Origin of the sequence: Kribbella sp. CA-253562 (genome assembly GCF_050942265.1) — a bacterium.
In the GTDB taxonomy this organism is placed as follows: Bacteria; Actinomycetota; Actinomycetes; order Propionibacteriales; family Kribbellaceae; genus Kribbella.
Genome location: NZ_CP192049.1, coordinates 2046548 through 2072237 on the forward strand (window position 1 = coordinate 2046548; position 25690 = coordinate 2072237).

At 69.8% G+C, this 25690-nt stretch carries 19 protein-coding genes; 14 read left to right on the forward strand and 5 right to left on the reverse strand.

Annotation, left to right across the window (positions count from 1 at the left end):
- Positions 1 to 12 precede the first annotated feature (12 nt).
- On the reverse strand, positions 13 to 1011 hold the full coding sequence (locus ACQPXM_RS09990; protein ID WP_432947088.1) for a YdcF family protein: 999 nt from the start codon (positions 1009 to 1011) through the stop codon (positions 13 to 15).
- A 229-nt stretch (positions 1012 to 1240) separates the two neighbouring features.
- On the opposite strand from ACQPXM_RS09990, the gene ACQPXM_RS09995 reads away from it, so the two are divergent.
- The 6 genes from ACQPXM_RS09995 to yicI all read left to right on the forward strand — a co-directional run bounded on the left by ACQPXM_RS09995 (position 1241) and on the right by yicI (position 9252).
- Positions 1241 to 2473 (forward strand): D-arabinono-1,4-lactone oxidase, encoded by a 1233-nt coding sequence (locus tag ACQPXM_RS09995; protein WP_432947090.1) that lies wholly within the window; start codon positions 1241 to 1243, stop codon positions 2471 to 2473.
- Between the two features lie 186 nt (positions 2474 to 2659).
- Positions 2660 to 3715, forward strand: coding sequence for a LacI family DNA-binding transcriptional regulator (locus ACQPXM_RS10000; protein ID WP_432947092.1), 1056 nt, complete (start codon positions 2660 to 2662; stop codon positions 3713 to 3715).
- A 76-nt stretch (positions 3716 to 3791) separates the two neighbouring features.
- Positions 3792 to 5108 carry an ABC transporter substrate-binding protein gene (locus ACQPXM_RS10005; protein WP_432947094.1) on the forward strand — a complete coding sequence of 439 codons (1317 nt, stop codon included), beginning with the start codon at positions 3792 to 3794 and terminating at the stop codon, positions 5106 to 5108.
- 4 nt (positions 5109 to 5112) lie between these two features.
- Positions 5113 to 6021, forward strand: a complete 909-nt coding sequence (locus ACQPXM_RS10010; protein ID WP_432947096.1) for a carbohydrate ABC transporter permease — start codon at positions 5113 to 5115, stop codon at positions 6019 to 6021.
- Between the two features lie 118 nt (positions 6022 to 6139).
- A complete protein-coding gene (locus ACQPXM_RS10015) occupies positions 6140 to 7018 on the forward strand; it encodes a carbohydrate ABC transporter permease (protein ID WP_432947098.1) in 879 nt (292 codons plus the stop codon).
- Between the two features lie 11 nt (positions 7019 to 7029).
- The gene (gene yicI / locus ACQPXM_RS10020) at positions 7030 to 9252 is read left to right on the forward strand and encodes an alpha-xylosidase (RefSeq protein WP_432947100.1); all 2223 of its coding nucleotides are present in this window, start codon (positions 7030 to 7032) and stop codon (positions 9250 to 9252) included.
- On the opposite strand, the gene ACQPXM_RS10025 is transcribed toward yicI, so the two are convergent.
- Together ACQPXM_RS10025 and ACQPXM_RS10030 are read right to left on the reverse strand one after the other, a co-directional pair.
- The gene (locus ACQPXM_RS10025; protein WP_432947102.1) at positions 9249 to 12095 is read right to left on the reverse strand and encodes a glycoside hydrolase family 3 C-terminal domain-containing protein; all 2847 of its coding nucleotides are present in this window, start codon (positions 12093 to 12095) and stop codon (positions 9249 to 9251) included. The genes yicI and ACQPXM_RS10025 overlap by 4 nt on opposite strands.
- Before the next feature lie 191 nt (positions 12096 to 12286).
- On the reverse strand, positions 12287 to 13489 hold the full coding sequence (locus tag ACQPXM_RS10030) for an ROK family protein (RefSeq protein ID WP_432947104.1): 1203 nt from the start codon (positions 13487 to 13489) through the stop codon (positions 12287 to 12289).
- Between the two features lie 157 nt (positions 13490 to 13646).
- Here ACQPXM_RS10030 and ACQPXM_RS10035 point away from each other — a divergent pair, with 157 nt between their 5' ends.
- Genes ACQPXM_RS10035 through ACQPXM_RS10055 form a run of 5 tightly spaced genes read left to right on the forward strand, consistent with a single transcriptional unit; the run spans position 13647 to position 21418 of the window.
- Positions 13647 to 15317: an extracellular solute-binding protein gene (locus ACQPXM_RS10035; RefSeq protein ID WP_432947106.1), complete on the forward strand. Its 1671-nt coding sequence runs from the start codon at positions 13647 to 13649 to the stop codon at positions 15315 to 15317.
- Complete coding sequence (locus tag ACQPXM_RS10040; protein ID WP_432947108.1) at positions 15301 to 16284, forward strand: ABC transporter permease; 984 nt, start codon at positions 15301 to 15303, stop codon at positions 16282 to 16284. Before ACQPXM_RS10035 ends, ACQPXM_RS10040 begins: the two co-directional genes overlap by 17 nt.
- Positions 16281 to 17237 (forward strand): carbohydrate ABC transporter permease, encoded by a 957-nt coding sequence (locus tag ACQPXM_RS10045; RefSeq protein WP_432947110.1) that lies wholly within the window; start codon positions 16281 to 16283, stop codon positions 17235 to 17237. Before ACQPXM_RS10040 ends, ACQPXM_RS10045 begins: the two co-directional genes overlap by 4 nt.
- A gap of 21 nt (positions 17238 to 17258) precedes the next feature.
- On the forward strand, positions 17259 to 19472 hold the full coding sequence (locus tag ACQPXM_RS10050) for a carbohydrate-binding protein (protein ID WP_432947112.1): 2214 nt from the start codon (positions 17259 to 17261) through the stop codon (positions 19470 to 19472).
- Positions 19469 to 21418: a beta-galactosidase gene (locus ACQPXM_RS10055; protein ID WP_432947114.1), complete on the forward strand. Its 1950-nt coding sequence runs from the start codon at positions 19469 to 19471 to the stop codon at positions 21416 to 21418. The genes ACQPXM_RS10050 and ACQPXM_RS10055 overlap by 4 nt, the downstream gene beginning before the upstream one ends.
- On the opposite strand, the gene ACQPXM_RS10060 is transcribed toward ACQPXM_RS10055, so the two are convergent.
- Entirely contained in the window at positions 21394 to 22392 is a 999-nt protein-coding gene (locus tag ACQPXM_RS10060; protein ID WP_432947116.1) for a LacI family DNA-binding transcriptional regulator, read from the reverse strand. The genes ACQPXM_RS10055 and ACQPXM_RS10060 overlap by 25 nt on opposite strands.
- A gap of 355 nt (positions 22393 to 22747) precedes the next feature.
- Here ACQPXM_RS10060 and ACQPXM_RS10065 point away from each other — a divergent pair, with 355 nt between their 5' ends.
- Positions 22748 to 23440, forward strand: a complete 693-nt coding sequence (locus ACQPXM_RS10065; RefSeq protein WP_432947118.1) for a glycoside hydrolase family 12 protein — start codon at positions 22748 to 22750, stop codon at positions 23438 to 23440.
- Between the two features lie 4 nt (positions 23441 to 23444).
- On the opposite strand, the gene ACQPXM_RS10070 is transcribed toward ACQPXM_RS10065, so the two are convergent.
- Positions 23445 to 24734 (reverse strand): nicotinate phosphoribosyltransferase, encoded by a 1290-nt coding sequence (locus tag ACQPXM_RS10070; protein WP_432950980.1) that lies wholly within the window; start codon positions 24732 to 24734, stop codon positions 23445 to 23447.
- A gap of 106 nt (positions 24735 to 24840) precedes the next feature.
- Between ACQPXM_RS10070 and clpS the strand changes: the two genes are divergently transcribed.
- Entirely contained in the window at positions 24841 to 25128 is a 288-nt protein-coding gene (clpS, locus tag ACQPXM_RS10075; protein WP_012919486.1) for an ATP-dependent Clp protease adapter ClpS, read from the forward strand.
- Positions 25125 to 25682: a DUF2017 domain-containing protein gene (locus tag ACQPXM_RS10080; protein ID WP_432947120.1), complete on the forward strand. Its 558-nt coding sequence runs from the start codon at positions 25125 to 25127 to the stop codon at positions 25680 to 25682. Before clpS ends, ACQPXM_RS10080 begins: the two co-directional genes overlap by 4 nt.
- Positions 25683 to 25690: the final 8 nt, after the last annotated feature.

A 25690-nucleotide genomic window follows, 5' to 3' on the forward strand; every position in this document is an offset into this window, starting at 1 on the left:
GGTAGCCAGCGGTCAGATCAGCCGGGCGAACGCGCTCAGCAGGATGAGTCCGATGATGATGCCGTTGGCGAGTTTGTGGTCGACGAGCACGGCGATGAACTCGCGGATGGTCGCGTTCGGCCAGAAGTAGCGGGCGGTGGGGGAGCCGAGGACCTGGCCGTTGACTTTCGCCTTGCGGGCGGTGAAGGCGGCGCGCAGCGCGTGGAAGTTGTTGGTGACGATCAAGCACCGGTACGCCGGCTTGCGTGCGGCCATGATCGTGTCGCTGAAGGTCAGGTTCTCGAACGTCGAGGTGGACCGGTCCTCGCGCAGGACCGCCTCGGCCGGTACGCCGCGGTCGATCAGGTAGTCGGCCATCGCGTCGGCTTCCGGCACGTCCTCGCCGGGGCCTTGCCCGCCGGAGGTGACCAGCAGCGGCGCGCGGCCCTTGGCGCGTTCCTGCTGCGAGACCTCCTGCGCCTTGTCGAGCCGGCTGGCCAGCAGCGGTGGAACGCGCCGGCCGCGCAGTCCCGAGCCGAGCACGACGATGAAGTCCGGCCGGCGGAAGAACCGGATCCGCGCGTAGACGAACGCGTAGGCCAGGAAGCAGACGAACAGGAACGACACGTAGCCGAGCACCCCGCCGATCGCGTCCCGGACCGCGCCGAGGAACGGCGAACCGGTCTTCAGCAGCAGCGCGCTGACGACGACGAACCCGAAGATGCCCACGCCCGCGGCCAGCGACAGCAGGTTCGCCGGCCGGCGGCCCTCGCGGCGCAGCATCACCACGCCGTTCGCGATCAGCGCGACCGCCAGCACGAAAACCGTCACCGGGATCAGCACGAGCACGACCACGACCAGCCAGCGCGCGGCCGTCTCGTTGACCGACTCCAGCGCGAAGATCGTGCCGATGCCGGCGAAGAACAGCGTCAGCACCAGGTAGACGCCGTTGCGCAGCACCCGACGGTCCCGCAGGAAACTGATCACGAACAGCGCGAACCAGAACCCGGCGATGCCGAAGCCGAAGATCATCCGCGCACCTGCCGGCGCCGATGGGGTGCCACGGTAGGTGTCTCCTTGATCACCGGGGGAAGTGAGCGGTGGTATCAAACCATGCCCGGAGACGTCCGCACGGTGATGGCTCGCCGCGACCGGCGGCGGAAACTCGCCGACCGGCGGGGCGGCCGGTGTGTGGACGCCGTACCGGTCGCGACCGTGGGTGTGGAAGGCTCGGGGTGGGTTTCCGGCGAGAGGACTGCGAATGAAGAACTGGGCGGGCAACATCACCTTCTCGGCGGAGCAGCTGCACCGCCCGGCGTCGGTCGGCGAGTTGCAGGAGCTGGTCGGCGGCAGCGAGCGCGTGCGGGTGCTCGGCACCGGGCACTCGTTCAACCGGATCGCGGACACGGCCGACACGCTGGTCTCCGTCGCCGCCCTGCCGAAGACGATCGAGATCGCGGCCGACCGGCGCAGTGTCCGGGTCGCGGGCGGCCTGCGGTACGGCGAGGTGACGGCCGCGCTGCAGGCCGACGGCCTCGCGCTGCACAACCTCGGCTCGCTGCCGCACATCTCCGTCGCCGGCGCCTGCTCGACCGGGACGCACGGCTCGGGCGACACCAATGGGACGCTCGCCTCGGCCGTCGTACGGATCGAGTTCGTCGCGGCGGACGGGTCGCTGGTCAGCCTGGACCGGTCCGATGCCGACTTCGAGGGCTCGGTCATCGCGCTCGGCGCGCTGGGGGTGACCACGCATCTCACCCTCGCGGTCCAACCGGCGTACGAGATCAGGCAGGTGGTGTACGACGGGTTTCCGGTCGAGCGGCTGGGCGCGGACTTCGCCGAGGTGTTCGGCAGCGCGTACAGCGTGAGCGCGTTCACCGACTGGGTCGATCCGGAGGTGATGGTCTGGCGCAAGGCGAAGCAGATCGACGTCGTTCCCGAGTGGCTCGGCGCCCGGCTCGCCGACGGGCCGCGGCACCCGATCAAGTCGATGCCGGCCGATTTCGCCACCCAGCAAGGCGGTGTGCCCGGCCCGTGGAACGCGCGGCTGCCGCACTTCCGGCTCGAGTTCACCCCGTCCAACGGCGAGGAGCTGCAGTCGGAGTACTTCCTGCCGCGCGAGCGCGCGGCCGAGGGCGTCGAGCACATGCGGGCCCTGGGCAACAAGATGTCCGCGGTCATCCAGGTCTCCGAACTGCGCACGATCGCCGCCGACACGCTCTGGCTCAGCCCGAGCCAGGGCCGCGACACGGTCGCCTTCCACTTCACCTGGATCCAGGACGAGACCGCGGTCCGCCCGGTCGTCGAGGCGATCGAGGACGCTCTGCTGCCGCTCGGCGGCCGCCCGCACTGGGGCAAGGTCTTCGCCGCCGACGCCGCGACACTGCGCGAGTGCTACCCCTTGGTCCCCAACTTCACCGCCCTCGCCGCCCGCCGCGACCCCACGGGCAAGTTCCGCAACGACTACCTGAACACCTACCTGCCCCGCGGCTGACCAACAGACGTTCCGGAACGCCGCGCCGCGCCGGAGAGGTCCGGTGCGCCGCGGCGCCTCCCCGCGCCCCACTTCCTTTCACTGACCTCCACTTTCCCGGCACCCATTGACGCCATCCGGGCCGTCCCTTACGTTTTGTCGAAACGCTTCGACGAAGCGTTTCGACGATTCGGTGCGGAGGCGGCCATGGCGACGATGAACGACGTGGCGCGCCGGGCCGGAGTGTCGGTCAGCACGGTGTCGTACGTGCTGACCGGGACCAGGCCGATCTCCGCCGCGACCCGGGACCGCGTGCTCGAGGCGATGGCCGAGCTCGGCTACCAGCCGAACGCGATGGCTCGCGGGCTGGCCAGCCGGCGCAGCAACATCGTCGGGCTCCTGCTGCCGCTCACCGGGCGGGCGCTCGGCGCGACCGAGACCGCGTTCGTCACCGGGGCGACCGAGGCCGCCCGCGAGGCCGGGTATCACCTGATGCTCTGTCCTGTCGGTCCGGACGACACCGACGAGCTGCAGGTGCTGGCGACCCAGGGCCTGCTCGACGGGTTCCTCGTGATGGAGGTCGGTCTGACCGACCAGCGCGTCGACCTGCTGCGCACCCTCGACTCGCCGTTCGTGCTGATCGGCCGGACCGCCGACACCGAGGGGCTGGCCTGTGTCGACATCGACTTCGAGCAGACGGTGGAGGACGCCGTCGCTCATCTGGTCGGCCTCGGGCATCAGGCCATCGCCTACGTCAACCACTCCAGCGCGAGCCTGGCCGGCGGCTACGGACCGGCCAAGCGGACCGAGCTGGCCTTCGAGGCCGCGCTGGAACGGCACGGCGTCACCGGCGTGATGGTGCCGACCGAGGACACCGCCAGCGGCGGCCGGGCCGCGATCCGGCAGGCCCGCGAGCGGTGTCCGGAGCTGACCGGCGTCCTGGTGATGAACGAGAACGCCGCCCTCGGCCTGCTCGCGGACCTGCGCGAGGCCGGGCTGGAGGTGCCGTACGACGTCTCCGTGGTCTCGATGGTCACCTCGGAGGTGGTCGCGGACCTGGCCAGTCCGCCGCTGACCGCGATGACGTCACCGGGGACGGCGCTCGGCGCGGCCGCGACCCGCGTGCTGCTCGACCGGCTCACCGGCGACGCCGGCGACCCGACGTACACCGAACTCGTGCCCTGCGTGCTGGACATGCGGGGGACCAGCGGGCCGGCCCGGCGCAGGACCAACCCGACCAAGGCGGCCCAGGGCCGTCACTGAGAAGTGTCCGCCGCCGCGCTGCAACGCGGCGACGGACCGAGGAACCACCGGACACATCCGTCGAAGGAGTACACCCATGCGGTCTCCCCGCACCATGATCTCAATCGGGGCGGCATTCGTGTCGCTCGCCCTGGTACTCGCCGGCTGCGGCGGGCAGGGCGACGACGCCGCCGCCGCCGAGAACGGCACCGGCACCTTCAAGCTCTGGCACTACGAGAGCGCGAACGGTGCGATGGGCAAGGCCTGGGACAAGGCCATCGAGGTGTTCAAGGCCGAGCACCCGGACGTCAAGGTCGAGTTCGAGCGCAAGGCGTTCGAGCAGATCCAGCAGAACGCGTCGATGATCCTGGCCTCGGACCAGGCACCGGACGTGATGGAGTACAACAAGGGCAACGCGACCGCGGGCCTGCTGTCGTCCAAGGGCCTGCTCACCGACCTGAGCGACGAGGTGAGCAGCCGCGGCTGGGACAAGCTGCTGAGCCCGAGCCTGCAGACCACCGCCCGGTACGACGAGAAGGGCGTGATGGGTTCGGGCAGCTGGTTCGGTGTCCCGAATTACGGCGAGTACGTGATGGTCTACTACAACAAGGACCTCTTCCAGCAGTACGGCGTCGCCGTCCCGAAGACGCTCGACGAGATGACCAAGGCGATGGACACCTTCGTCGCGAAGAAGGTCACCCCGCTCGGCATGGCCGGCGCGGAGTACCCGGCCGGCCAGCTGTACTACCAGCTCGCGCTGTCCAAGGCCGACCGCTCGTTCGTCGACAACTACCAGCTCTACAAGGGCCCGGTGAGCTTCGACTCCGACCCGCTGAAGTACGGCGCCGACACCTTCCGCGAGTGGGTCGACAAGGGGTACGTCTCCAAGCAGTCGGCCAGCCTGAAAGCCGAGGACATGGGCACCGCGTTCATCGCCGGCAAGACGCCGATGATCGTCAGCGGCTCGTGGTGGCACGGGCGCTTCGCCAGCGAGATCAAGAAGTTCCAGTGGGGCACGTTCCTGTTCCCCGGCAACAAGCTGAACGCGGGCTCGTCGGGCAACCTGTGGGTGGTTCCGGAGCAGTCGAAGAACAAGTTGTTGGCCTACGACTTCATCGACATCACCATGCGGCCGGAGATCCAGACCATTCTCGGCAACAACGGCGGCGTCCCGGTCAAGGCGGACCTGACCAAGGTGACCGACCCGAAGAACAAGGAGCTGATCGCGAACTTCGAGGCGATCACCGCCGCCGACGGGCTGGCCTTCTACCCGGACTGGCCGGTGCCGGGCTACTACGACGTGCTGGTGGCCGGCGGGCAGTCGCTGATCAACGGGTCGAAGAACCCGCAGCAGGTGCTCACCGAGCTCGGCAAGGCGTACGAGCAGGGCGTGTCAGAGATCCAGAACGGCTGACCCGATGCCTTCCTTCACCCTGTCCCGGGTGAAGGCACGGCCGGGCAGGGGGTACTGGTGGTACCTCCTGCCCGGCGCGGTCGCCTTCACCGTCGTGGTCGCGGTGCCGTTCGCCGCGAACATCTACCTTTCGCTGACCAAGTGGTCCGGCATCGGCGACCCCCGGTTCGTCGGGCTCGACAACTACACCCGGCTGCTGCACGACGAGGTGTTCTGGACGTCGTTCCGCAACACCGCGGCGATGGTGATCGCCATGGTGGTGATCCCGACGCTGGCCGGACTGGTGCTGTCGGCAACGTTGTTCGACGTGATCGGCCGCCGGTTCGGGCCGAAGGCGGCCTCGTTCCTGCGGGCCACCTTCTATCTGCCGCAGGTGCTGCCGGTCGTGGTCGCCGGCATCCTGTGGGGCTGGCTGCTGCGGCCCGACGGCGCGGTCAACGCGCTCGGCGAGGCGATCGGCTTCGGCACCCACGACTGGCTCGGCGACCCGGGCACCGCGTTGCCGATGGTGATGCTGGTGATGATCTGGGTGCAGATCGGCTACCCGGTGGTGATCTTCATGGCCGCGCTGCAGCGGGTCGATCCGGACCTGTACGAGGCGGCCGAGATCGACGGCGCCGGCTGGTGGAACCGGTTCACCGCGATCACGCTGCCACAGATCCGGCCGGAGACGTTCGTGGTCACGCTGACCTGCACGATCGCCGCGCTCAAGGTGTTCGGCCCGGTCTGGGCGCTCACCCGCGGCGGCCCGAACAACGCGACCACCGTGCCGTCGTACTTCGCCTACAACGCGTTCTTCAACAAGCTCCAGGTCGGGTACGGCGCGGCGGTGGCGACCGCGCTGACTCTGGTGATCGTTGCCATCAGCATCGGATTCCTGAAGGCGCAGCGCCGAGCCGAGGAGGCATCATGACAGTGCTTTTGGCCGGGCCTCCGGCGCCGGCGTGGTCATGGGGCTTGATCTCCCGGCCTTCCCTCGTCGCTCCAGTCGCTTCGCTCCCTCCACTCCTCAGTCCAGGCCGGGAGGCCCCATGACCACCCTGACGCTGGTTCGGGCCAGGGCGACCCGGCGCGATCCGGACCGGTACAAGCAGGGTGTCGCCCGCTGGGTCGTGCTCGCGCTGGTCGCGTTCACCGCGGCGCTGGTGCTGGTGCCGTTCGCGGTGATGCTGATGAACGCGTTCAAGTCGCCGGCCGACTACTCGGGCAACGGGCCGCTCAGCTGGCCGGAGTCGTTCCAGCTGGACGGGCTGAAGACGTACTGGACGCAGGTCCGGTTCGAGGGCAAGCTGCTCAACTCGATCGTGATCGCCGGTGCTGTCGCCGTACTGGGCGTGGTGCTGTCACTGCTGAACGCCTACGCGCTCGGCATCGGGCGGGTCCGCGGCCGGCTGTGGATCGTGGCGGCGTTCCTGCTGGCGAACATGATCCCGCAGGAAGCCCTGATCTACCCGCTGTACTCGATGGCCAAGGCGACCGGTCTCTACAACAGCCGGCTCAGCGTGATCATCATCTTCACCGTCATCCAGAGCGCGTTCGGCACCTATCTGCTCGCCTCGGTGCTCGGCACGTTCCCGAAGGCGCTGCTCGAGGCGGCCGCGCTGGACGGCGCCGGCCGGTGGACGACGCTGTGGCGGGTCGTGGTCCCGACCGTGCGGCCGACGCTGTCGGTGCTGCTGATCTTCTTCTTCATCTGGACCTGGAACGAGTTCTTCATCCCGTTGGTGATGCTCGTCGACAACAGCACCCAGACCGTGCCGCTCGCACTCGCGTCCCTGCAGGGCGACCGGCTGATGGACGCCACCACCACGAACGCCGGGGCTTTGATCAGCCTGCTCCCGACGGTCGTGTTCTTCCTGATCTTCCAGCGCACGCTGACCCGGGGCGTCACCGCCGGCGCGGTCAAGTAGAGAGGCAGTCGATGAAGTTCACAGACGGCTACTGGCAGCTGCGGCCGGGGCTGACCCGGTTGCGCCCGGCCGCGGTCGAGAGCGTCGAGGCGACCGAACGGTCCCTCGTCGTCTACGCCCCGGCCAAGCAGATCGTCGGCCGCGGCGACACCCTGAACCAGCCGTTGTTCACGGTCACGCTCAGCTCGCCGGCGCCCGACGTGATCGGGGTCCGGATCGAGCACCACAGCGGCGGCCTGCCGCCGCGTCCGGCGTTCGAACTGGCGGTCGAGGAGGACCATCCGGTCAAGGTCGAGGTCGGGCCGGAGACGGCCCGGCTGACCAGCGGTGACCTCACGGCGATCGTCCGGCTCGACGGCCCGTGGGACCTGCGCTTCGAGCGCGACGGCAAGCCGCTCACCGATTCCGGCGCGCGCAGCGTCGGCCTGATCACCGACCAGCAGGGCCGGCAGTACCTGCACGAGCAACTGGCCCTCGGAGTCGGCGAGACGGTCTACGGCCTCGGCGAGCGGTTCGGCCCGCTGGTGAAAAACGGCCAGGTCGTCGACATCTGGAACGCCGACGGCGGGACGTCGTCCGAGCAGGCGTACAAGAACGTGCCGTTCTACCTGAGCAGCGCCGGGTACGGCGTACTGGTGGACACTCCGGCGCACGTCTCCTTCGAGGTCGGCTCGGAGGTGGTGTCCCGCAACCAGTTCAGCGTCGAAGGTCAGCAGTTGACGTACTACGTGATCGGCGGCCCGACGCCGAAGGACGTGCTGCGCCGCTACACCGCCCTGACCGGGCGTCCGGCCCGCGTGCCGGCCTGGTCGATGGGACTGTGGCTGTCGACCTCGTTCACCACCGACTACACCGAGCAGACGACCAGCAGCTTCGTCGAGGGCATGGCGGCGCGCGACCTGCCGTTGAGCGTCTTCCACTTCGACTGCTTCTGGATGCGGCAGTTCCACTGGTGCGACTTCCTCTGGGACCCGGTCGCGTTCCCCGACCCGGCCGGCATGGTGCGCCGCCTGAAGGAACGCGGCCTACGGGTAAGTCTGTGGATCAACCCGTACATCGCACAGCGCTCGGTGCTGTTCGAGGAGGGCCGTCAGCTCGGCTACCTGCTGAAGCGGCCCGACGGTTCGGTCTGGCAGTGGGACCTGTGGCAGGCGGGCATGGCGATCGTCGACTTCACCAACCCGGCGGCGACGGCGTGGTTCCGGTCCAAACTGCAGGCTTTGCTCGACCTCGGCGTGGACTGCTTCAAGACCGACTTCGGCGAGCGGATCCCGGCCGACGACGTGGTCTGGTACGACGGCTCCGACCCGCGCCGGATGCACAACTACTACCCGCACCTCTACAACAAGGCCGTGTTCGACCTGCTGACCGAGCAGCGCGGCGAGGGGGACGCCGTCCTGTTCGCCCGCTCGGCGACGGTCGGCGGCCAGCAGTTCCCGGTCCACTGGGGTGGTGACTGCGAGTCGACCTTCGAGGCGATGGCCGAGTCGCTGCGCGGCGGGCTGTCGCTGGCCTCGTCGGGCTTCGGGTACTGGAGCCACGACATCGGTGGCTTCGAGGGCACGCCGGACGCCGCGGTGTTCAAGCGGTGGGTGCCGTTCGGGCTGCTGTCGTCGCACTCGCGCCTGCACGGCTCCGGCTCGTACCGGGTCCCGTGGGCCTTCGACGAGGAAGCCGTCGAGGTGCTACGCAAGTTCACCAAGCTGAAGCTGTCGCTGATGCCGTACCTGGCGGCGGTCGCCGAAGAAGCCCACACGTCCGGTACGCCGATGATGCGGCCGATGGTGCTGGAGTTCCCCACCGATCCTGGCGTCGCGTACCTGGAACGCCAGTACATGCTGGGCCCCGACCTCTTGGTGGCGCCGGTGATGAGCACGGACGGCGAGGTCCGCTTCTATCTTCCCGACGGGACGTGGACCCATCTGCTGACCGGTGAGCGGCTCACGGGCAGTCGGTGGGTGACCGAGAAGCACGGGTTCGACAGCCTGCCGGTGCTGGTGCGTCAAGGCGCCGTGATCGCGGTCGGTGCGGTCGACGACCGGCCGGACTACGACTGGGCCGACGGCGTCGAGCTGCGCTGGTTCGCGCCGACGGAGGGGCAGTCGCAACGGGTCCGTCTCCCCGGGCCGAACGGGGAAACGGTCGCGACCATCGAGCTCACCCTCACGAACGGCGAACCGGTCGCTCGGGTGCTCGAGGGCACTTGCGACCGGTACACCGTCACCAAGATCTAGTCGGACAAGAACGTCAGCTTCTCCAGCGAGATCTGCTCGCTGGAGAAGACGACGTACACGGTCCGTACGCCGTCGGCGGGCGCCAGAGTGGCGACCTGCTGGGCCCAGGTGTGCCGGTGGCCGGTCGGCGGCACCTCGATCGTGCCGAGCAGCGTCCCGTGCAACGGGTCGTCGAGCCTGAGCTCCAGCGTCGCCGGTCGCTGCTGCTCCGATGCGACCGTGGCGACGCAGCGGCTGGCGCCGAGCGTCAGGTCGACGTCTTCGAAGAGCAGCCACGCGCCGGCCTCCAGCGACCGGACGGCGTCACCGCGGACCGGCGTCGTGTCGGTGAGCGTGATCGCGCAGTACTCGTCGAACGCCGTCGCGGCCAAGGGGATGCGGAGGTCCCGCGGCGGGATCCGCTCGCCGTGCACGTCGAAGGCGGCCGTCAGCCGGGTGTCCGTACACGACCGCCCGACCAGGACGCTGTGCCTGGCCGTTTCGACGCAGCGCCGGTCCCTGGTGACGTCGAAGTACGCGAGGTCCGCCGCCGCAAGCTCGAACTCCACGCGGATGCTTTCGCCTGCCGCCAAGGAAATCCGCCGGAAGTCGCGGAGCTGGCGCAACGGCTGCTTGGCGCGGGACTTCTGCTGGTGGGTGTAGAGCTGGACCACTTCCCGGCCGGCCCGAGAGCTGGTGTTCGTGACGGTCAAGCTCACCACGAGTTCGCCGTCGGCCGGCACGGACGTGGAGCTCAGCTGCAGATCGGAGTACGCGAAGGTGGCGTAGCTGAGACCATGACCGAACGGGTACAGCGGCCGCCCCCGGTAGTAGAGGTACGTCGCGTCGGTGGCGACGATGTCGTAGTCGAGCAGGTCGGGCAGGTCCGCGGCCGACCGGTACCAGGTCTGCGGCAGCCGTCCGGCCGGGTCCGCGTCGCCGAAGAGCACGTCGGCCAGGGCTCGGCCGTACTCCTGACCGCCGTGGGCCGACCACAGCAAGGCGGGGAGTTCCCGGTCCGCCCACTCGACCGCGAACGGGTAGCTGCTGGACATCACCAGCACCGTGCGGGGATTGGCCGCCTGGACCGCGCGGACGAGCCGCTCCTGACCGGCGGGCAGATCCAGTTCCTCGCGGTCCTCGGTCTCCCGGCCGTTCACCAGCGGATGGTTGCCCGTGACAACGATCGCGACGTCGGCCCGGGCGGCGAGCTCGGCGGCCTGGGCGGCGCCGTCGACCAGCGTCTCCAGCGTGAAGGTCGTCGCGGCACTCGCGTCTTCCCCCGTGGCAGTGACCGATCCCTCGGCCGAGACCACGACGTACCGGTCACCCGTGCGGTGGCGCAGGACGGCGTTCGTCTCGCCGGTCAGGATCAGCTCGAAGGTCTCGTTGACCACCCAGGTGCTCGGGCCGGGATGGTCCGCCCGCAGCGAACCGTCGTCGGTCACCGTGACGTACGAGCCGGTCTGCACGGACCGCAGCGTCCACGCGCCGCCGCCCCAGTCGAAGAGGTCGAACCCGCCGGCCGTACCGATCTCCAGTACGCCGTCCGCGCCCGCGCTCAGACAACCGCCCGGCACGCGCAGCTCGATCCGGTCGACGCCCTCGCAGAAGTCGACGGCGTCCGCGCCGAGCCGTTCGACCAGGCCGTCGCGGGCGGTGACGCGGTACGGCAGGGTGCCGGAGTACCAGTCCTCGTACAGGGTGTCGGCGAGCGGGCCGACGATCGCGATCCGCTGGGTGGTCGCCGGGTCGAGCGGCAGCAGGTGGCACTCGTGCTTCAGCAGCACGATCGACTGCCGGGCCGCCTCCTGGGCCAACTGGCGATGCGCCGGGCAGCCGACGACGTCCTCCCCGAGATCGGCGTACGGGTCGAGCTCGGGCGGATCGAACTCGCCCAGCCGGAACCGAATGGCCACCGTGTGCCGGACGGCCTGGTCGATGTCGTCCTCAGTGAGCAAGCCCTGCTCGAGCGCAGCCGTCAGATGAGCCGTCGACGGACCGGCGTCGTTGTCGTCCTGCGTGAAGCTGTCGACGCCCGCGGTCAGCGCCGCCGCGTACGCCGTGGGCCCGTCCGCGCAGTACTGCTGGAGCCCGACGAGGTTCGCCGGTGCGCCGGCGTCGCTCACGACCAGCAGGTCGTCCTCGGTCCAGCCGCGCAGCACGTCGTTGATCAGCGGGCTCAGATGGGCGGGCCGTCCGTTCACCAGGTTGTACGACGGCATCACCGCGACGGCCGCACCGGCCTCGATCGGAGCTTGGAAGGCCGGCAGTTCGTAGTCGTGCAGCACTCGCGGCGGCAGGTTGCTCGACGTCGTGCACCGGTCGGTCTCGTTGTTGTAGGCAAGGAAGTGCTTCAGCGTCGGCGCGGTCTTCAACGGTCCCGGCGCGGTGCCGGCCAGGCCCCGGCCGTAGGCGATCGCCAGCCGGCCGGTCAGCCACGGATCCTCCGAGTAGCCCTCCTCGTTGCGGCCCCAGCGCGGATCGCGCAGCGGGTTCACCACCGGCGCCCAGACGTTCAGGCCGACCGCGGCCGGATCGCGGCGGTGGAAGACCCGCACCTCGTCGCCGACCGCGGAGCCCACGGCCTCGACCAGCTCGGTGTTCCAGCTGGTGGCCAGACCGACCGCCTGCGGGAACACCGTCGCCGGACCGAGCCAGGCGACGCCGTGCAGGGCCTCGGTCCCGGTCCGGAACGACGCCAGACCCAGCCGAGGGACGGCGGCCTGGTGCTGATGCAGCAGCCCGAGCTTCTCGGCGAGCGTCAGCCGCTCGAGCAGGTCGTCGATCCGTTCCGGCAGCTTGCGGGCCGGATCGCGGAACGGGGGAGGGGAGCTGAGCGGCGTACTGGGCGGGGAGGTCATCGTGATCGGGCTCCGGGGCGCTCGGCCGTCTGCCGACGGAAAGGCGGTCGAAGCGCTTCGACAATCGCATCAGGGGAGGGGAACGAATTCGGTCGTCGAAGCGCTTCGATCAGAAGGTGTCTGAGAGCGTCGCACCCTCGGCACGGGCGGTCAAGATCTCAGCACCGACTGACAGCGAATGAACTGATGGTTCAGGGGCTGGTGACCGGAAGGCGTCCGGCGTCCAACCGGTCCAGGGAACGAGCGACCGCGCCGATCGACGTCGCGTCGTGGCCGAAAGTCGAGACCACGACCTGGCAGCGACCGTTCACCGTGACGAGGGCGCCGTCGGCCAGCTCCTGCTCGATCGCGGGCACCAGCCAGCGGCCCAGCGCTGCGTACGAGCCGCTGAGGACGACGAGTTCAGGATCGAGCAGATCGACCAGCACGCTGATGCCCCGGCCGAGCAGCGAGCCGACCTCCGCCAGCGCTTTCAGGGTGGCGGTGTCGCCGTCCTCGGCGCGCCGGACGAGCTGGTCGGTCCGCAGTTGCGGGTCGGTCTCCGGGGCGTCGGCCGGTTCCAGCCGGGCGAGGATCGCCGGCATGCCGGCCACCGCCTCCAGACATCCGCGCCGGCCGCAGCCGCAGAGCGGGCCGTCCGGCTGGATCCGCAGGTGCCCGATCTCTCCGACGAATCCGTGCTGTCCGCGCAGCGGCCGCCCGTCGCAGATCACGCCGGCGCCGACGCCGGTGTCGCCGGACAGCTGGATCAGGTCCGCGGTGCCCGCGAACGGGCCGTAGCGGTGCTCGGCCAGGGCGCCGAGGTTGGCGTCGTTGTCGACGATCACGGGGAACGCAGGTCGGCCGAGCGCCGCGACCAGGTCGGCACGCAACGGCACGTCACGCCAGCCGAGTCCCGCCGCCAGCACCACGGTCCCGTCGCGGTCGACCAGGCCCGGTACGCCGACGGTCAGCCCGAGCACATCGCGGCCCGAGGAATGCACCGCCGAGATCGCGCGCCGGGCAAGTGCGGCCAGGGCCGCGATCGTCTTTCCCGCGGTCGCGTCCGTGCCGGGGCCCGCCCGGTGCCAGCGCAGCAGTTGCGTGCCGGCCGAGTCGTAGGCGATCGCGGTCAGCCCGCGGGCGCTGATCTCCATCCCGATCGCCGCGTACGCCGACCCGTCGAGCACCAGCAGGGTGGCCGGCCGGCCGACGTGGTTCTGCGTCTGCTCGGTCTCACGGGCCAGCCGCTGGTTGATCAGGTCGGCGACGATGCTGGTCACGGTGGCCTTGTTCAGGCCGGTGCCGGACGCGATCGCGGCGCGCGAGCAGGGCGCGTTCGCGCGCAGGAAACCGAGTACGGCGGCGAGGTTGGTGGCGCGGACGTCGGTGTGGTCCGCGGTATGAGGGGTCAAGGTCCGTCCTCTTCGGCTCGGTCGGCGCGCTGACTGCGTCCTGGGTCAGTTCTACACCTTGTGGCGGCATCGGTCCTGAGCTAATTTGTTTGGCTACCAGCCCAACTAATTCTACCCCGGGACGGGCCCCCGTTCCCAGCCGAAAGGGAAGCTCATCGTGATCGCACCCGCAGGCGGCTCCACCAGCCGCCGGACCTTTCTCTCCCTGCTCGGGGCCGGTGCGGCCGTCGCGACCGGCGGCACCGCCCTCACCGCCTGCTCGAACGACGGCGGCGGCGGCTCGTCGACCAGCGGCCGGGCCGAGACCGAGGACAAGCTGACCGCGCTGCTGCCGGCCTACATCGCCTACGAACCGGTCAAGCCCGACCTGCCGGGCAGCAACGGCGCCTCGCCGGGCTTCACGAAGTACCCGACCGAGCTCAAGCGCGCGCTGCCGGACAAGCCGGTGACCAGCGGCAAGGAGGTCAGCGCGATGACCCCGCTGTGGGGCCCGCTGCCGCCCGGTCTGGGCAACAACACCTACTTCGACGCGAACAACGAGCGCATCGGCGCACCGGTCCGCTTCAACGTCGTCAACGGCAACGAGTACGGCGACAAGCTCGGCCCGGTGCTGGCGGCCGGCAACGTTCCGGAACTGCTTTGCGTCCCGGGCTGGGAGATCGCCGGCCAGACCCGGTTCGGCCAGGCGGTCGACAAGCTCTTCGAGGACCTGACCCCGTACCTGGCCGGCGACAAGGCCTCGGCGTACCCGATGCTCGCGAACCTGCCGACCCGGGCCTGGGCCTACGGGGTGTGGAACTCCCAGCTCAAGGCGGTTCCGTTCCCGGGGGTGGGACTTCCCTGGGCGTTGTACTACCGCAAGGACCTGTTCGCGAAGCTGGGGGCCGAGCCGCCGAAGAACGCCGACGACATCCTCGCGCTGGGCAAGGAACTGACCGACGCCAAGGCGAACCGGTGGGCGTTCGGCTCGATCGTCGACGAGATGGCCCGGGCCTTCCGGGCGCCGGCGGGCTGGCGCAAGGACTCCAGCGGCAAGCTCGTCAACAAGATCGAGACGCCGGAGTTCGAGGAGGCAGTGGCCTTCACCCGCAAGCTGTTCCAGTCGGGCTACGTGCACCCGACCGTGGTGGGCAACGCCTCGGCCGACCAGAAGCCGCTGTTCGAGGGCGGTCAGATCCTGGTGTACCAGGACGGCACCGGATCGTGGTCCGAGGCGCTGCAGCGGCAGCTGCCGATCAACCCCTCGTTCGAGATGCAAGCGGTGATGCCGTTCGCCCACGACGGCGGCGAGGCGATCGTGTGGGGCGGAGACCCGGCCAGCATCTTCACCTTCGTCAAGAAGGGCCTCGGGGAACAGCGGGTCAAGGAACTGCTCGGCGTGCTCAACTACACCGCCGCGCCGTTCGGCACCGAGGAGTACCAGCTGGCGGCGTACGGGGTGGAGGGCAAGCACTACACCAAGGAGAGCTCCGGCGCGCCGAAGCTGACCGCGCTCGGCTCGAAAGAGGTCGCGAACACCTACATCTTCCTCGGCGGCCGGCCGGCCGCGCACACGCAGAGCCAGTACCCCGGCTACGTCGAGGCGATGAGCGCCTGGGAGAACGAGTCCTGCAAGCGGATGGAGAAGAACCCGTTCGAGGGCATCCGGGTCGAGGCGCCGTCCAAGATGGCCGGGCTGAACCAGCCCTTCGACGACAAGCTGCAGGACATCCTGCGCGGCCGGCGGCCGGTGTCGGAACTCAAGGCGGCGGTCCAGGCCTGGCGGTCCGGCGGAGGGGACGAAGGCCGCGACTTCTACGCGAAGGTGCTCAGTGACAACGGTCGATGAGGTCAGGGCGCCCGCCGCGCAGCAGCCCGCGCCGGCGCCCGGCCCCCGCCGGACCCGTCCGCACTGGCGGGTGAGGTTCGGCCGGGACTGGCCGCTGCTGCTGATGGTGGCGCCGGTGATCGTCCTGCTGCTGCTCTTCCACTACCTGCCGACGCTCGGCAACGTGATCGCCTTCCAGGACTACTCCCCGTACGTCGGGATCCGGGACAGCGAGTTCGTCGGGCTGGCCAACTTCAGCCGGATGTTCGCCGACGGCGCGTTCTGGTCCGCGCTGACGAACACGTTGACGATCACGGCGTTCCAGCTGGTGTTCTTCTTCCCGATCCCGATCCTGCTGGCGCTGCTGCTCAACAGCGTGCTGTCGGTGAAGGTCCGGACGTTCATCCAGGGCGTGGTCTATCTGCCGCACTTCTTCTCCTGGGTCCTGGTGGTCTCCCTGTTCCAGCAGATGATCGGCGGCGCCGGGCTGCTCGCACAGAGCCTGCGCGCCAACGGGTTCCAGGCCGTCGACCTGATGACGAACCCCGACGGCTTCATCCTGCTGGTCACCCTGCAAGCGGTCTGGAAGGACGCCGGCTGGGGCATGATCGTCTTCCTGGCCGCGCTGAGCACGATCAACCCGGCGCTGTACGAGGCGGCCGCGGCCGACGGCGCGAACCGCTGGCGGCGGATGTGGCACATCACCCTGCCGGGCCTGCGCCCGGTGATCGTGCTGCTGCTGATCCTGCGGCTCGGCGACGCGCTCACGGTCGGCTTCGAGCAGTTCATCCTGCAGCGCAACGCCGTCGGCGCCGGCGCGGCCGAGGTGCTGGACACCTACGTGTACTTCGAGGGCCTGCTGGTCGGGGACTTCGGCTACGGCGCGGCCGCCGGCTTGTTCAAGGGACTGGTCGGCCTGGTCCTGGTGCTGGCCGCCAACAAATTCGCCCATCTGGTGGGCGAGCAGGGGGTGTACTCGCGCTCATGAGCTCACAAGCCGTGAAACCGCCGGCCGGTCTGTTGTCCCGCCAGCGTCACCCGGAACGTCCCATCTGGGAGGAGGAACCCACGCTGGTGGGCCGGCTGGGCAAACCGGTCGTCCTGGCGCTGGTCTTCCTCGTCATCGCCTTTCCCTTGTACGTCGTGGTTGTCACCAGCCTGTCGAGCACGGAGGCGGTCACCCGCGCGGGCGGCCTGGTCGTCGTACCGCGGGAGCTGACGCTGGCCGCGTACGTGCAGTTGCTGTCCGGTGGCGTGGTCACCCGCGCCCTGGTGATCAGCACCGCCATCACGATCATCGGTACGGCGTTCAGCCTGCTGATCACCGTGCTCGCGGCGTACGGGCTGTCGCGGCCGGGCTCGCTGTGGCACCGGCCGTTGCTGTTCGTCGTGCTGCTCACGTTCCTGTTCGGGCCGGGCATCATCCCCAGCTACCTGCTGGTGAACTCACTCGGCCTGATCGACAGCTACGCCTCGCTGATCCTGCCGACCGCGATCTCGGCGTTCAACCTGATCGTGATGCGGGCGTTTTTCATGGGCATCCCGGCGGAGCTGATCGACAGTGCCCGGATCGACGGCGCGGGCGAGTTCGCCGTGCTGACCCGGATCGTGATGCCGCTGTCGAAGGCCGTCGTCGCGGTGGTCGGGCTGTTCTACGCGGTCGGCTACTGGAACGCGTTCTTCAACGCGATGCTCTACCTGAACGACAACACCAAGTGGCCGTTGCAGCTGGTCCTGCGCACCTACATCGTGCAGGCGCAGGTGCTGCCGAGCGGCGCCGGGGGAGTCACCGCCACGCCCGCGCTCGGGCTGGCGCCGGCGCCGAGCCTGGCGATCAAGATGGCGATCGTCGTCCTGGCCGTGATCCCGGTCCTGCTGGTCTACCCGTTCATCCAGAAGCACTTCACCAAGGGCGTCATCATCGGCGCGGTCAAGGGCTAGACCCCTTTCAGAAGGAGTGAGATGACGCTTCCGCGAAGGCATTTCCTTGCCCTGGGCACCGGTGCGGCGGCCGTGGCGGCCTGGCCGGAGCCGGCTGCCGCGGTGGCCGGCGCTGAGGCCGGTCATCAGGCCGGAGACGGCACCGGCCGATACCGCTGGCGCAACGTCGAGATCGTCGGCGGCGGCTTCGTCACCGGCATCGTGCACCACCCCAAGCAGCGCGGTCTGGTCTACGCGCGCACCGACATCGGCGGCGCCGCACGGCTGGATCCGCGGACCCGGCGCTGGGTCCAGCTGCTGGAGTGGGTCAGCTTCGCCGACTGGAGCCTGACCGGCGTCGAGAGCTTGGCGCTCGACCCGCAGGACCCGGCGCGGCTCTACCTGGCCGTCGGCACCTACACGAACGACTGGTCGCCGATCAACGGCGCCATCCTCCGCTCGACCGACCAGGGCCGGACGTTCCGGCGGACCGACCTGCCGTTCAAACTGGGCGGCAACGAGCCGGGCCGGTCGATGGGGGAGCGGCTCGCGGTCGACCCGTGCGACGGCCGGGTGCTGTACTTCGGCACCCGCAACCAAGGCCTGTGGCGCAGCACCGACCGCGGCGAGATCTGGGCGCGGGTCGACAGCTTCCCGACGGTCGGTACGGCTGGGCTCGGCCTCGGGTTCGTGTTCTTCGACCCGCGCGGCAGCCGGCGTGGCCGGCCGACCCGCACGATCTACGTCGGCTCCACGGACCGCGCGAACCCGATCTGGCGCAGCGACGACTCGGGTCTCACCTGGTCGCCCCTCGCGAGCCAACCAACCGGTTGGCTGCCCCACCACGGCGAGCTGGCCTCGGATGGGCAGTTGTACGTGACGTACGGGGATCTGCCCGGCCCGTACGAGATGTACGACGGCGGCGTCCACAAGCTCGACGTCGCGACCGGCGCCTGGACCGACATCACCCCGCTACGGCCGAACACCGGAGGCGAAGCCGGCTTCGGGTACGCCGGCCTGGCCATCGATCCGCGTAGACCCGGCACGGCGATGGTCGCCACGATGAGCCGGTGGGGTCCGGTCGACGACGTGTTCCGGACCGTCGACGGCGGAGCGACCTGGCACTCGATCGGCGCCAAGATCGTGCTGGACACCTCCGGTGCGCCGTACCTGGACTTCCACGGCACGCCGAAGCTGGGCTGGATGATCGGGGACATCTCGATCGACCCGTTCGACTCCGGCAAGGTGCTGTACGTCACCGGCGCCACGATCTTCGGCACCGACGACGTGACCAACGCCGAGGCGGGCCGCAGCACGCACTGGTCGGTCCGGGCGCAGGGGCTGGAGGAGACGGCCGTGCTCGACCTGATCAGCCCGCCGTGGGGACCGCCGCTGATCAGCGCGCTCGGCGACATCGGAGTCTTCCGGCACGACCGGCTGGACGTCGTACCGCCGGACGGGCAGGCGGCGAACCCGGTCAGCGGCTCGTCGCCGAGCCTGGACTACGCGGCCCGCACCGAGGGGTTCGTCGTCCGCGTCGCGTACGGCGACAGCCTGCAGCGTGGCGCGTACTCGACCGACGCCGGGGTGAGCTGGCAGCCGTTCGCGGGAGAGCCCTCAGGATCCACACAGCCCGGCAAAATCGTGGTCAGCACCGACGCGCGGACGATCCTCTGGGTGCCGGGCGACGTGCCGCCGCACTACTCGCGCGACCGCGGCGCCTCGTGGACGCCGGTGACGGGGCTTCCGCAGCAGGTCGTCGTCGCGGCGGACCGGGTCGACGCGAGCCTGTTCTTCGGGTTCGACCCGGCCACCGGTACGGCGTACCGGAGTGTGGACGGCGGCCGCAGCTTCTTGCCGACGGCAACGGGATTGCCGGTGGGCGGCGGTAAGCTCGAGACGGTTCTGGAGCGGTCCGGGCAGTGCTGGCTCGCGGCCGGTCCGGCCGGTCTGTTCCGTTCGGTGGATCATGGGCTCAGCTACCAGCGGCTGACGACCATCGAGGAGGCGCTGACCGTGGGCTTCGGCAAGGCGGCGCCGGGCCGTCGGGAGATGGCGGTGTACACCTCGGGCACGGTGAACGGCGTGCCGGGCATCTACCGCTCCGACGACAGCGGCGTCAGCTGGCGGCGGGTCAACGACGACCGGCACCAGTACGCCTCGACCAACGACGCGATCGCGGGCGACCCCAGGGTCTACGGGCGGGTCTACTTGTCCACCAACGGTCTCGGCATTCCCTACGGGGAACCGGTATGACGGGTCTGTACTACGGCGGCGACTACAACCCCGAGCAGTGGCCGCCACAGGTGTGGAAGGAAGACGTCGCACTGATGCGCGAGGCCGGGGTCAACCTGGTGACGGTCGGCGTGTTCGCGTGGTCCAGCCTGGAGCCGGAGCGGGGGCGGTACGAGTTCGGCTGGCTCGACCAAGTGATGGACCTGCTCGGCAGCGCCGGCGTACAGGTTGATCTGGCGACGCCGACCGCCTCGCCGCCGCCCTGGTTCAGCCTGCGGCATCCCGACGCGCTGCCGGTCAACGCCGACGGCGTCCGGCTCACGCACGGCAGCAGGGACACGTACTGCGCCTGCGCGCCGGCGTACCGGGAGGCCGCGGCGGGCATCGCCCGGGCACTGGGCGAGCGGTACGCCGGGCATCCCGCGTTGGCGATGTGGCACGTGCACAACGAATACGGCACGGTGTGCCACTGCGATCACGCGGCCGCGTCGTTCCGGCGCTGGTTGCGCGACCGGTACGGCGACCTGGACCGGCTGAATGCGACCTGGACGACGGCGTTCTGGAGTCAGGGCTACGGCAGTTGGGAGGAGATCCGGCCGCCGCGCGCGACGCAGTACCTGGTGAATCCGACACATGCACTGGATTTCCGGCGGTTCTGGTCGGACGAGTTGCTGGCCGCTTACTCCGAGCAGAAGGCGATCCTGCGGTCGTTCACGCCCGAGCTGCCGATCACGACCAACTTCGTGTTCGGGGCCTGGGTTCCGGTCGATCATGCCCGGTGGGCACCGGAGGTGGATGTGGTTGCCATCGACCACTATCCGGGGGACGCGGGAATCGGCGCGGAGCAGCAGACGGCGTTCGGCGCGGACCTCGCGCGGTCGTGGGCGGGGGGCCGGTCCTGGCTGCTGATGGAGCAAGCGGCCGGTTCCGTGAACGACGGGCGCCGCCTCACCACCAAGGCGCCGGGGCGGATGACCCGGCACAGCCTGGCGCACGTCGCCCGCGGTTCGAAGGGCGCGCTGTTCTTCCAGTGGCGCGCGTCGCGCGGCGGGGCCGAGATGTTCCACTCCGCGCTGGTGCCGCACGCCGGGTCCAGTACGAGGCGGTTCCGCGAGGTTGTCGAGCTCGGCGCCGCGCTGCCGCGGATCGCCGAGGTCGAGGCCAGCGCGGTGCAGGCCGATGTCGCGATCCTGTGGGACGCGGAGTCCTGGTGGGCGATGCAGGCGACTCACCTGCCGTCGTCCGAGCTCGACTACCTGGCCGCCGTGCAGGCCGCGCATCGGCAGGTCTGGGCGGCGGGGGTCGGAGCGGACCTGCCCGCCCCGACGGCTGACCTGTCGCCGTACCGGCTCGTGGTGGTGCCCAGTTTGTACCTGGTCTCGGCCGAGGCGGCCGCTGCGATCGCGCGGTACGTCGAGGGTGGCGGGCACGTGCTGGTCACGTACTTCAGCGGCATCGTGAACGAGGACGCGCAGGTCTGGCTGGGCGGCTATCCCGGCGCCTTCACCGACGTGCTCGGCATCCGGGTCGAGGAATTCCACCCGGTCGCCGAGGTCGAGCTCGCGTCGGGTGGCCGCGGCACGGTGTGGAGCGAGGACGTGCAGCTGGCGGGCGCCGAGGTGATCGACCGGTACGCCGGTGGCGTGCTGGACGGATCGCCCGCGATCACCCGGCACCAGTACGGCGACGGCGTCGCGTGGTACGTCTCGACCCAGCTGGCGGACGAGGCGTACCGGGCGCTGCTGGACCAGGCGATGCGTGGTGCCGGCATCGAGTTGCCGGTGCTGCCTGCGGGCGTCGAGCTGGTTCGGCGGCATGCCGATGGGACGACCTGGACGTTCCTGCTCAACCACGGCGACGCGGCGGCCGTCGTACCGGTTGAGGGGCTGGACCTGCTGTCCGGCGCGGAGGTGAACGGAAGCCTGGTCCTGCCCGCCGGTGGTCAGGCGGTCGTCCGCTCCGAATGAGTCTTCGGCGCGGCGCAGGTGCTCGCTCGGGCGGTCAGCCGGGCGGGCACCAGCGTCACGTCGGACGAGGTCCGGTGGCCCTCGAGCTTCGCGATCAGCGCCTCGACGGCCTGCTGGCCGATCTCGTCGGCCGGCAGCGTGACCGACGACAGCTGGGGGACCTGGCGCTCGGCCACGTCGTCGGCGCAGATCGCCATCAGCGACATGTCTTCCGGGACCCGGCGGCCGAGGCGGCGCAGAACGTCCAGCAGCGGCCCGATGATCGGTTCGTTCTGAACCACCAGGCCAGTGATGCCCGGGTGCGCCTCGAGCAGTTCGCCGACGGTCCCGAGCACCGCGTCGAACGTCGGCTCGCACGGCGTCTCGATGCCCATGACGCCGCGTCGCTCGGCCGCCGACTGGAAGCCGGCCAGCGTGCGGTGCGCGAAGCCGGTCTGCCGGGCGTAGACGGCGGACGGCGTACCGAGCAAGGCGATGCTGTGGTGCCCGAGGTCGGTGAGGTGGTCGACGCACTGCTCGGCCGCGGCGAAGAAGTCCAGGTCGATACAGGTCAGGCCTTCGGTGTCGGCCGGTACGCCGATCAGCACCGACGGCATCGGCAGCTCGCGCAGCAGCGGCACGCGCTCGTCGTGCAGCTCGACGTCCATCACCACCAGGGCGTCGACCAGCGCGCTCTGCGAGACGCGCTCGAGTCCCGACCGGCCTTCGTCGGCCGTCAGCAGCAGGACGTCGTGGTCGTAGCGGCGGGCGGTCGTCACCACGGCGGTGGCGAACTGCATCAGCACGGGCACGTGCATGCCGGCCCGCAGGGGGATGACGAGTGCGAGTACGTTGGACCGGTTCGAGGCCAGCGCGCGGGCGCTCGCGTTCGGCCGGTAGCCCAGCACCCGGACAGCCTCCTGTACGCGGTCGCGGGTCTGCGGGGAGATCGACCGCTTGCCGCTGAGAACGTACGACACCGTGCTGGCCGCCACCCCGGCCTGCCGCGCGACATCGGCGATCGTGACGATGGCTGCCTCCTCGGTCCGTGCTGCCGGTCGAAGCGCTTCGACCTTGTCCGCTCACAGCGTCGAGCGGCGCACGGTTCCTGTCAAGACCGGGCGGCCTTTCACCGGCATTTCGGTGACCGGGCGTTGACCTCGGATAAACCGGCTGCAATAGTGCTCTCGATCCGCCGGTCCTGGCCGGTGGAATTCCCTCGTCGATTCGATTCGAATTCGACGGCCATCCTCCGGAACAGACGCTTTCCTGCCTTTCGAATGATCATCGAAGCGCTTCGATTCGTCGTTCGTCAGGCGTCGCCCCGGAACTCGTGAGGAAGGATGAACGATGACACGACAGTGGAAGGTGCTGGTGGCGCTGATCGCGCTGCTGGCCGGTTCGGGTGCCGCGGTGCTGCCGGCTCAGGCGGCCACCTGGGAGTCCGGTGACAAGTGGGGAACGTGGTCGAACGGCGGCTACACCGTACGCAACAACGTGTGGGGTGGTGGCGCCGGGCCGCAGTCCATCTGGGCCAACTCCTACCGCAACTGGGGAGTCTGGGCCAATCACCCCAACACCGGTGGGGTGAAGTCCTACCCGCACGTATCACGGGCCGTGGGCAAGAGAATCAGTGCCCTCGGCACCTTGTCGAGCAGCTTCGGCGTCAGCCGGCCCGGCAGCGGGTCGTACGCGACGGCGTACGACATCTGGGCCGGCAACAACGCCTACGAGATCATGCTGTGGATGAACAAGCAGGGCGCGGTCGGCCCGATCGGCAGCCGGCAGGCCACCGCCACCGTCGGCGGCCACACCTGGGACGTCTACAAGGGCACCAACGGCGCCAACGAGGTGTTCTCGTTCGTCCGGACCGGCAACACCAATTCCGGCACCGTCGACATCAAAGCGGTGATGAACTGGATCCGCGGGCGCGGCTGGATGGGTGACGTGACGATGGGCGAGGTGCAATTCGGATTCGAGATCACCTCGTCCAGCGGTGGGCTGAATTTCAGCACCACCAGTTATTCGGTCACGTCGTCCTGACCGTTCACAGGGCGCTGCGCGGGGCGTACGGGTTCCGGCTGTTCAGGTCGCCGATGTAGTCGGTCGGAATGGCCGGTTCACCGCGGCTCAACTGGCTGGCGCTGCGCGGCAGTTCGTCGCGGACCTTGAGGTGGTGGGCCTGGGACTCCGCCGGCGTCGTCCGGCCGACGATCTTGCCCGCCTGGACCAACGGCTGCAGCAGCAGCCGGTCGTCCCCGTCGTCCACCGGCGGCTCGCCGACGCCGATCACCTCGGCCTCGGCGACGCCGTCGGTGCTGCGGCGGCGCAGCGCGTACTTGCGGCCGCCGATCGAGATCTTGTCCGGGCTCTTCTTGGCCACCGGGACCAGCGTGCCGTCGGCGTCTTCGCGGGCGACCAGCTTGTAGACGAAACCGCAGGTCGGGTAGCCGCTGCCGGTCACCAGTGACGTGCCCACGCCGTACCCGTCGACCGCGGCCGGGGCGAGCGCGGCGATCTGGTACTCGTCCAGGTCGCTGGTCACGATGATCCGGGTCTTCGTCGCGCCGAGCGCGTCGAGCTGCTCGCGGACCTGGCCGGCCAGCGAGGGCAGGTCGCCGGAGTCGAGCCGGACCGCGCCGAGCTCCGGCCCGGTCACCTCGATCGCCGTCTTGACCGCCTCGGTCAGGTCGTAGGTGTCGACCAGCAGCGTCGTGCCCTTGCCGAGCGCCTCGACCTGCGAGACGAACGCGTCCCGCTCGGTGTCGTGCAGCAGCGTGAACGAGTGCGCCGCCGTCCCGGCGCTCGGGATGCCGAACCGGCGCGCCGCCTCCAGGTTGGAGGTCGTCGCGAAGCCCGCGATGTACGCCGCCAGCGCCGACGCGACCGCGGCCTCCTCGTGGGTCCGCCGCGAGCCCATCTCGATGCACGGCCGGCCACCGGCCCACCAGGTCATCCGGGACGCCGCCGAGGCGACCGCGGAGTCGTGGTTGAGGATCGACAGGAACACCGTTTCCAGCAGCACCGCCTCGGCGAAGCTGGACTCCACCACCAGCACCGGCGAGCCGGGGAAGAAGATCTCGCCGTCGGCGTACCCGCTGATGTCGCCGCTGAACCGGTAGTCGGCCAGCCAGTCGCAGGTGGGCCGGTCGACCACGCCACGCTCGGCCAGGAACGCGATCGTCGCCTCGTCGAAGCGGAACCGCTCGAGCGCGTCGAGCAGCCGGTTCACGCCCGCGACCACGCCGTACCGGCGGCCGTCGGGCAGCCGGCGGGCGAACAACTCGAAGACCGACCGGCGGTGCGCCGTACCGTCGGCGAGCGCGGCCTGCAGCATGGTGAGCTCGTAGTGGTCGGTGAGCAGGGCGGTCGTTGGCTCCGCTGAAGTCGTCACAAGGGCAGCCTATTGCGAGACCGGATCGGCGAGTGGAGACAATGGGCCCGTGACCACCGCACCGAGCGAGCTCGACAGCCCCGAAGTCGACGAGGCGATCGAGTTGAGCCCACCGTGGGTGACGATCGTCTGGAACGACCCGGTGAACCTGATGGACTACGTCACGTTCGTCTTCCAGACCTACTTCGGCTACTCCAAGCAGAAGGCGGAGAAGCTGATGATGCAAGTGCACGAGGAGGGCAAGTCGGCGGTGTCCAGCGGCAACCGCGAGGCGATGGAACGCGACGTCGAAGCCATGCACAGCTACGGCCTGTGGGCCACCTGCGAGAAGTCGTGACCCGGTTCCGGAAACGCCGCAAGACCGTTGTCGTCAGCTTCGCCGAGCACGAGGCCGACATCCTGGCCAACCTGCTGCGCAACCTCGTCGAGCTCCTGTACGACGGCATGCCGCCGCGCGCCACCGAGGCCGGCGACGACCCCCTGGCCGCCCTGCTCGACACCGACGGCCCGACCGCGCCGCCGGAGGACGTCGTCCTGCAGCGCCTGCTGCCGAACGCCTACTCCGATGACGACCAGGCGGCGGGGGAGTTCCGCCGGTTCACCGAGCGGGGGCTGCGCGACGGCAAGGCCAACGACGCCCGGCGCGTGCTGACCGCCCTCGAGGAGCATTCGGTCGAGGACGGCATCCCGCTCGAGCCCGACGACCAGCTCGCCTGGCTGCGCGCGCTGAACGACCTCCGCCTGGCGATCGGCACCCGCCTGGACATCAAGGAGGACGACGACTACGCCGTCTGGGAAAAACTGCCCGACGACGACCCGCGCCGCCTCACCTACGACCTCTACGACTGGCTCGGCTACCTCCAGTCCGCCCTCCTGCACAACATGCGCTGACCACGCGC

Bases quoted from the DNA above. Each gene is read 5' to 3' on its own strand.
- ACQPXM_RS10065 (WP_432947118.1), top strand. From the start codon at position 22,748: ATGACACGACAGTGGAAGGTGCTGGTGGCGCTGATCGCGCTGCTGGCC.
- ACQPXM_RS10045 (WP_432947110.1), top strand. From the start codon at position 16,281: ATGAGCTCACAAGCCGTGAAACCGCCGGCCGGTCTGTTGTCCCGCCAG.
- ACQPXM_RS10025 (WP_432947102.1), bottom strand. From the start codon at position 12,095: ATGACCTCCCCGCCCAGTACGCCGCTCAGCTCCCCTCCCCCGTTCCGC.
- ACQPXM_RS09990 (WP_432947088.1), bottom strand. From the start codon at position 1,011: ATGATCTTCGGCTTCGGCATCGCCGGGTTCTGGTTCGCGCTGTTCGTG.
- ACQPXM_RS10000 (WP_432947092.1), top strand. From the start codon at position 2,660: ATGGCGACGATGAACGACGTGGCGCGCCGGGCCGGAGTGTCGGTCAGC.
- ACQPXM_RS10010 (WP_432947096.1), top strand. From the start codon at position 5,113: ATGCCTTCCTTCACCCTGTCCCGGGTGAAGGCACGGCCGGGCAGGGGG.
- ACQPXM_RS10070 (WP_432950980.1), bottom strand. From the start codon at position 24,734: ATGCTGCAGGCCGCGCTCGCCGACGGTACGGCGCACCGCCGGTCGGTC.
- ACQPXM_RS09995 (WP_432947090.1), top strand. From the start codon at position 1,241: ATGAAGAACTGGGCGGGCAACATCACCTTCTCGGCGGAGCAGCTGCAC.
- ACQPXM_RS10015 (WP_432947098.1), top strand. From the start codon at position 6,140: ATGACCACCCTGACGCTGGTTCGGGCCAGGGCGACCCGGCGCGATCCG.
- yicI (WP_432947100.1), top strand. From the start codon at position 7,030: ATGAAGTTCACAGACGGCTACTGGCAGCTGCGGCCGGGGCTGACCCGG.
- ACQPXM_RS10005 (WP_432947094.1), top strand. From the start codon at position 3,792: ATGCGGTCTCCCCGCACCATGATCTCAATCGGGGCGGCATTCGTGTCG.
- ACQPXM_RS10055 (WP_432947114.1), top strand. From the start codon at position 19,469: ATGACGGGTCTGTACTACGGCGGCGACTACAACCCCGAGCAGTGGCCG.
- ACQPXM_RS10050 (WP_432947112.1), top strand. From the start codon at position 17,259: ATGACGCTTCCGCGAAGGCATTTCCTTGCCCTGGGCACCGGTGCGGCG.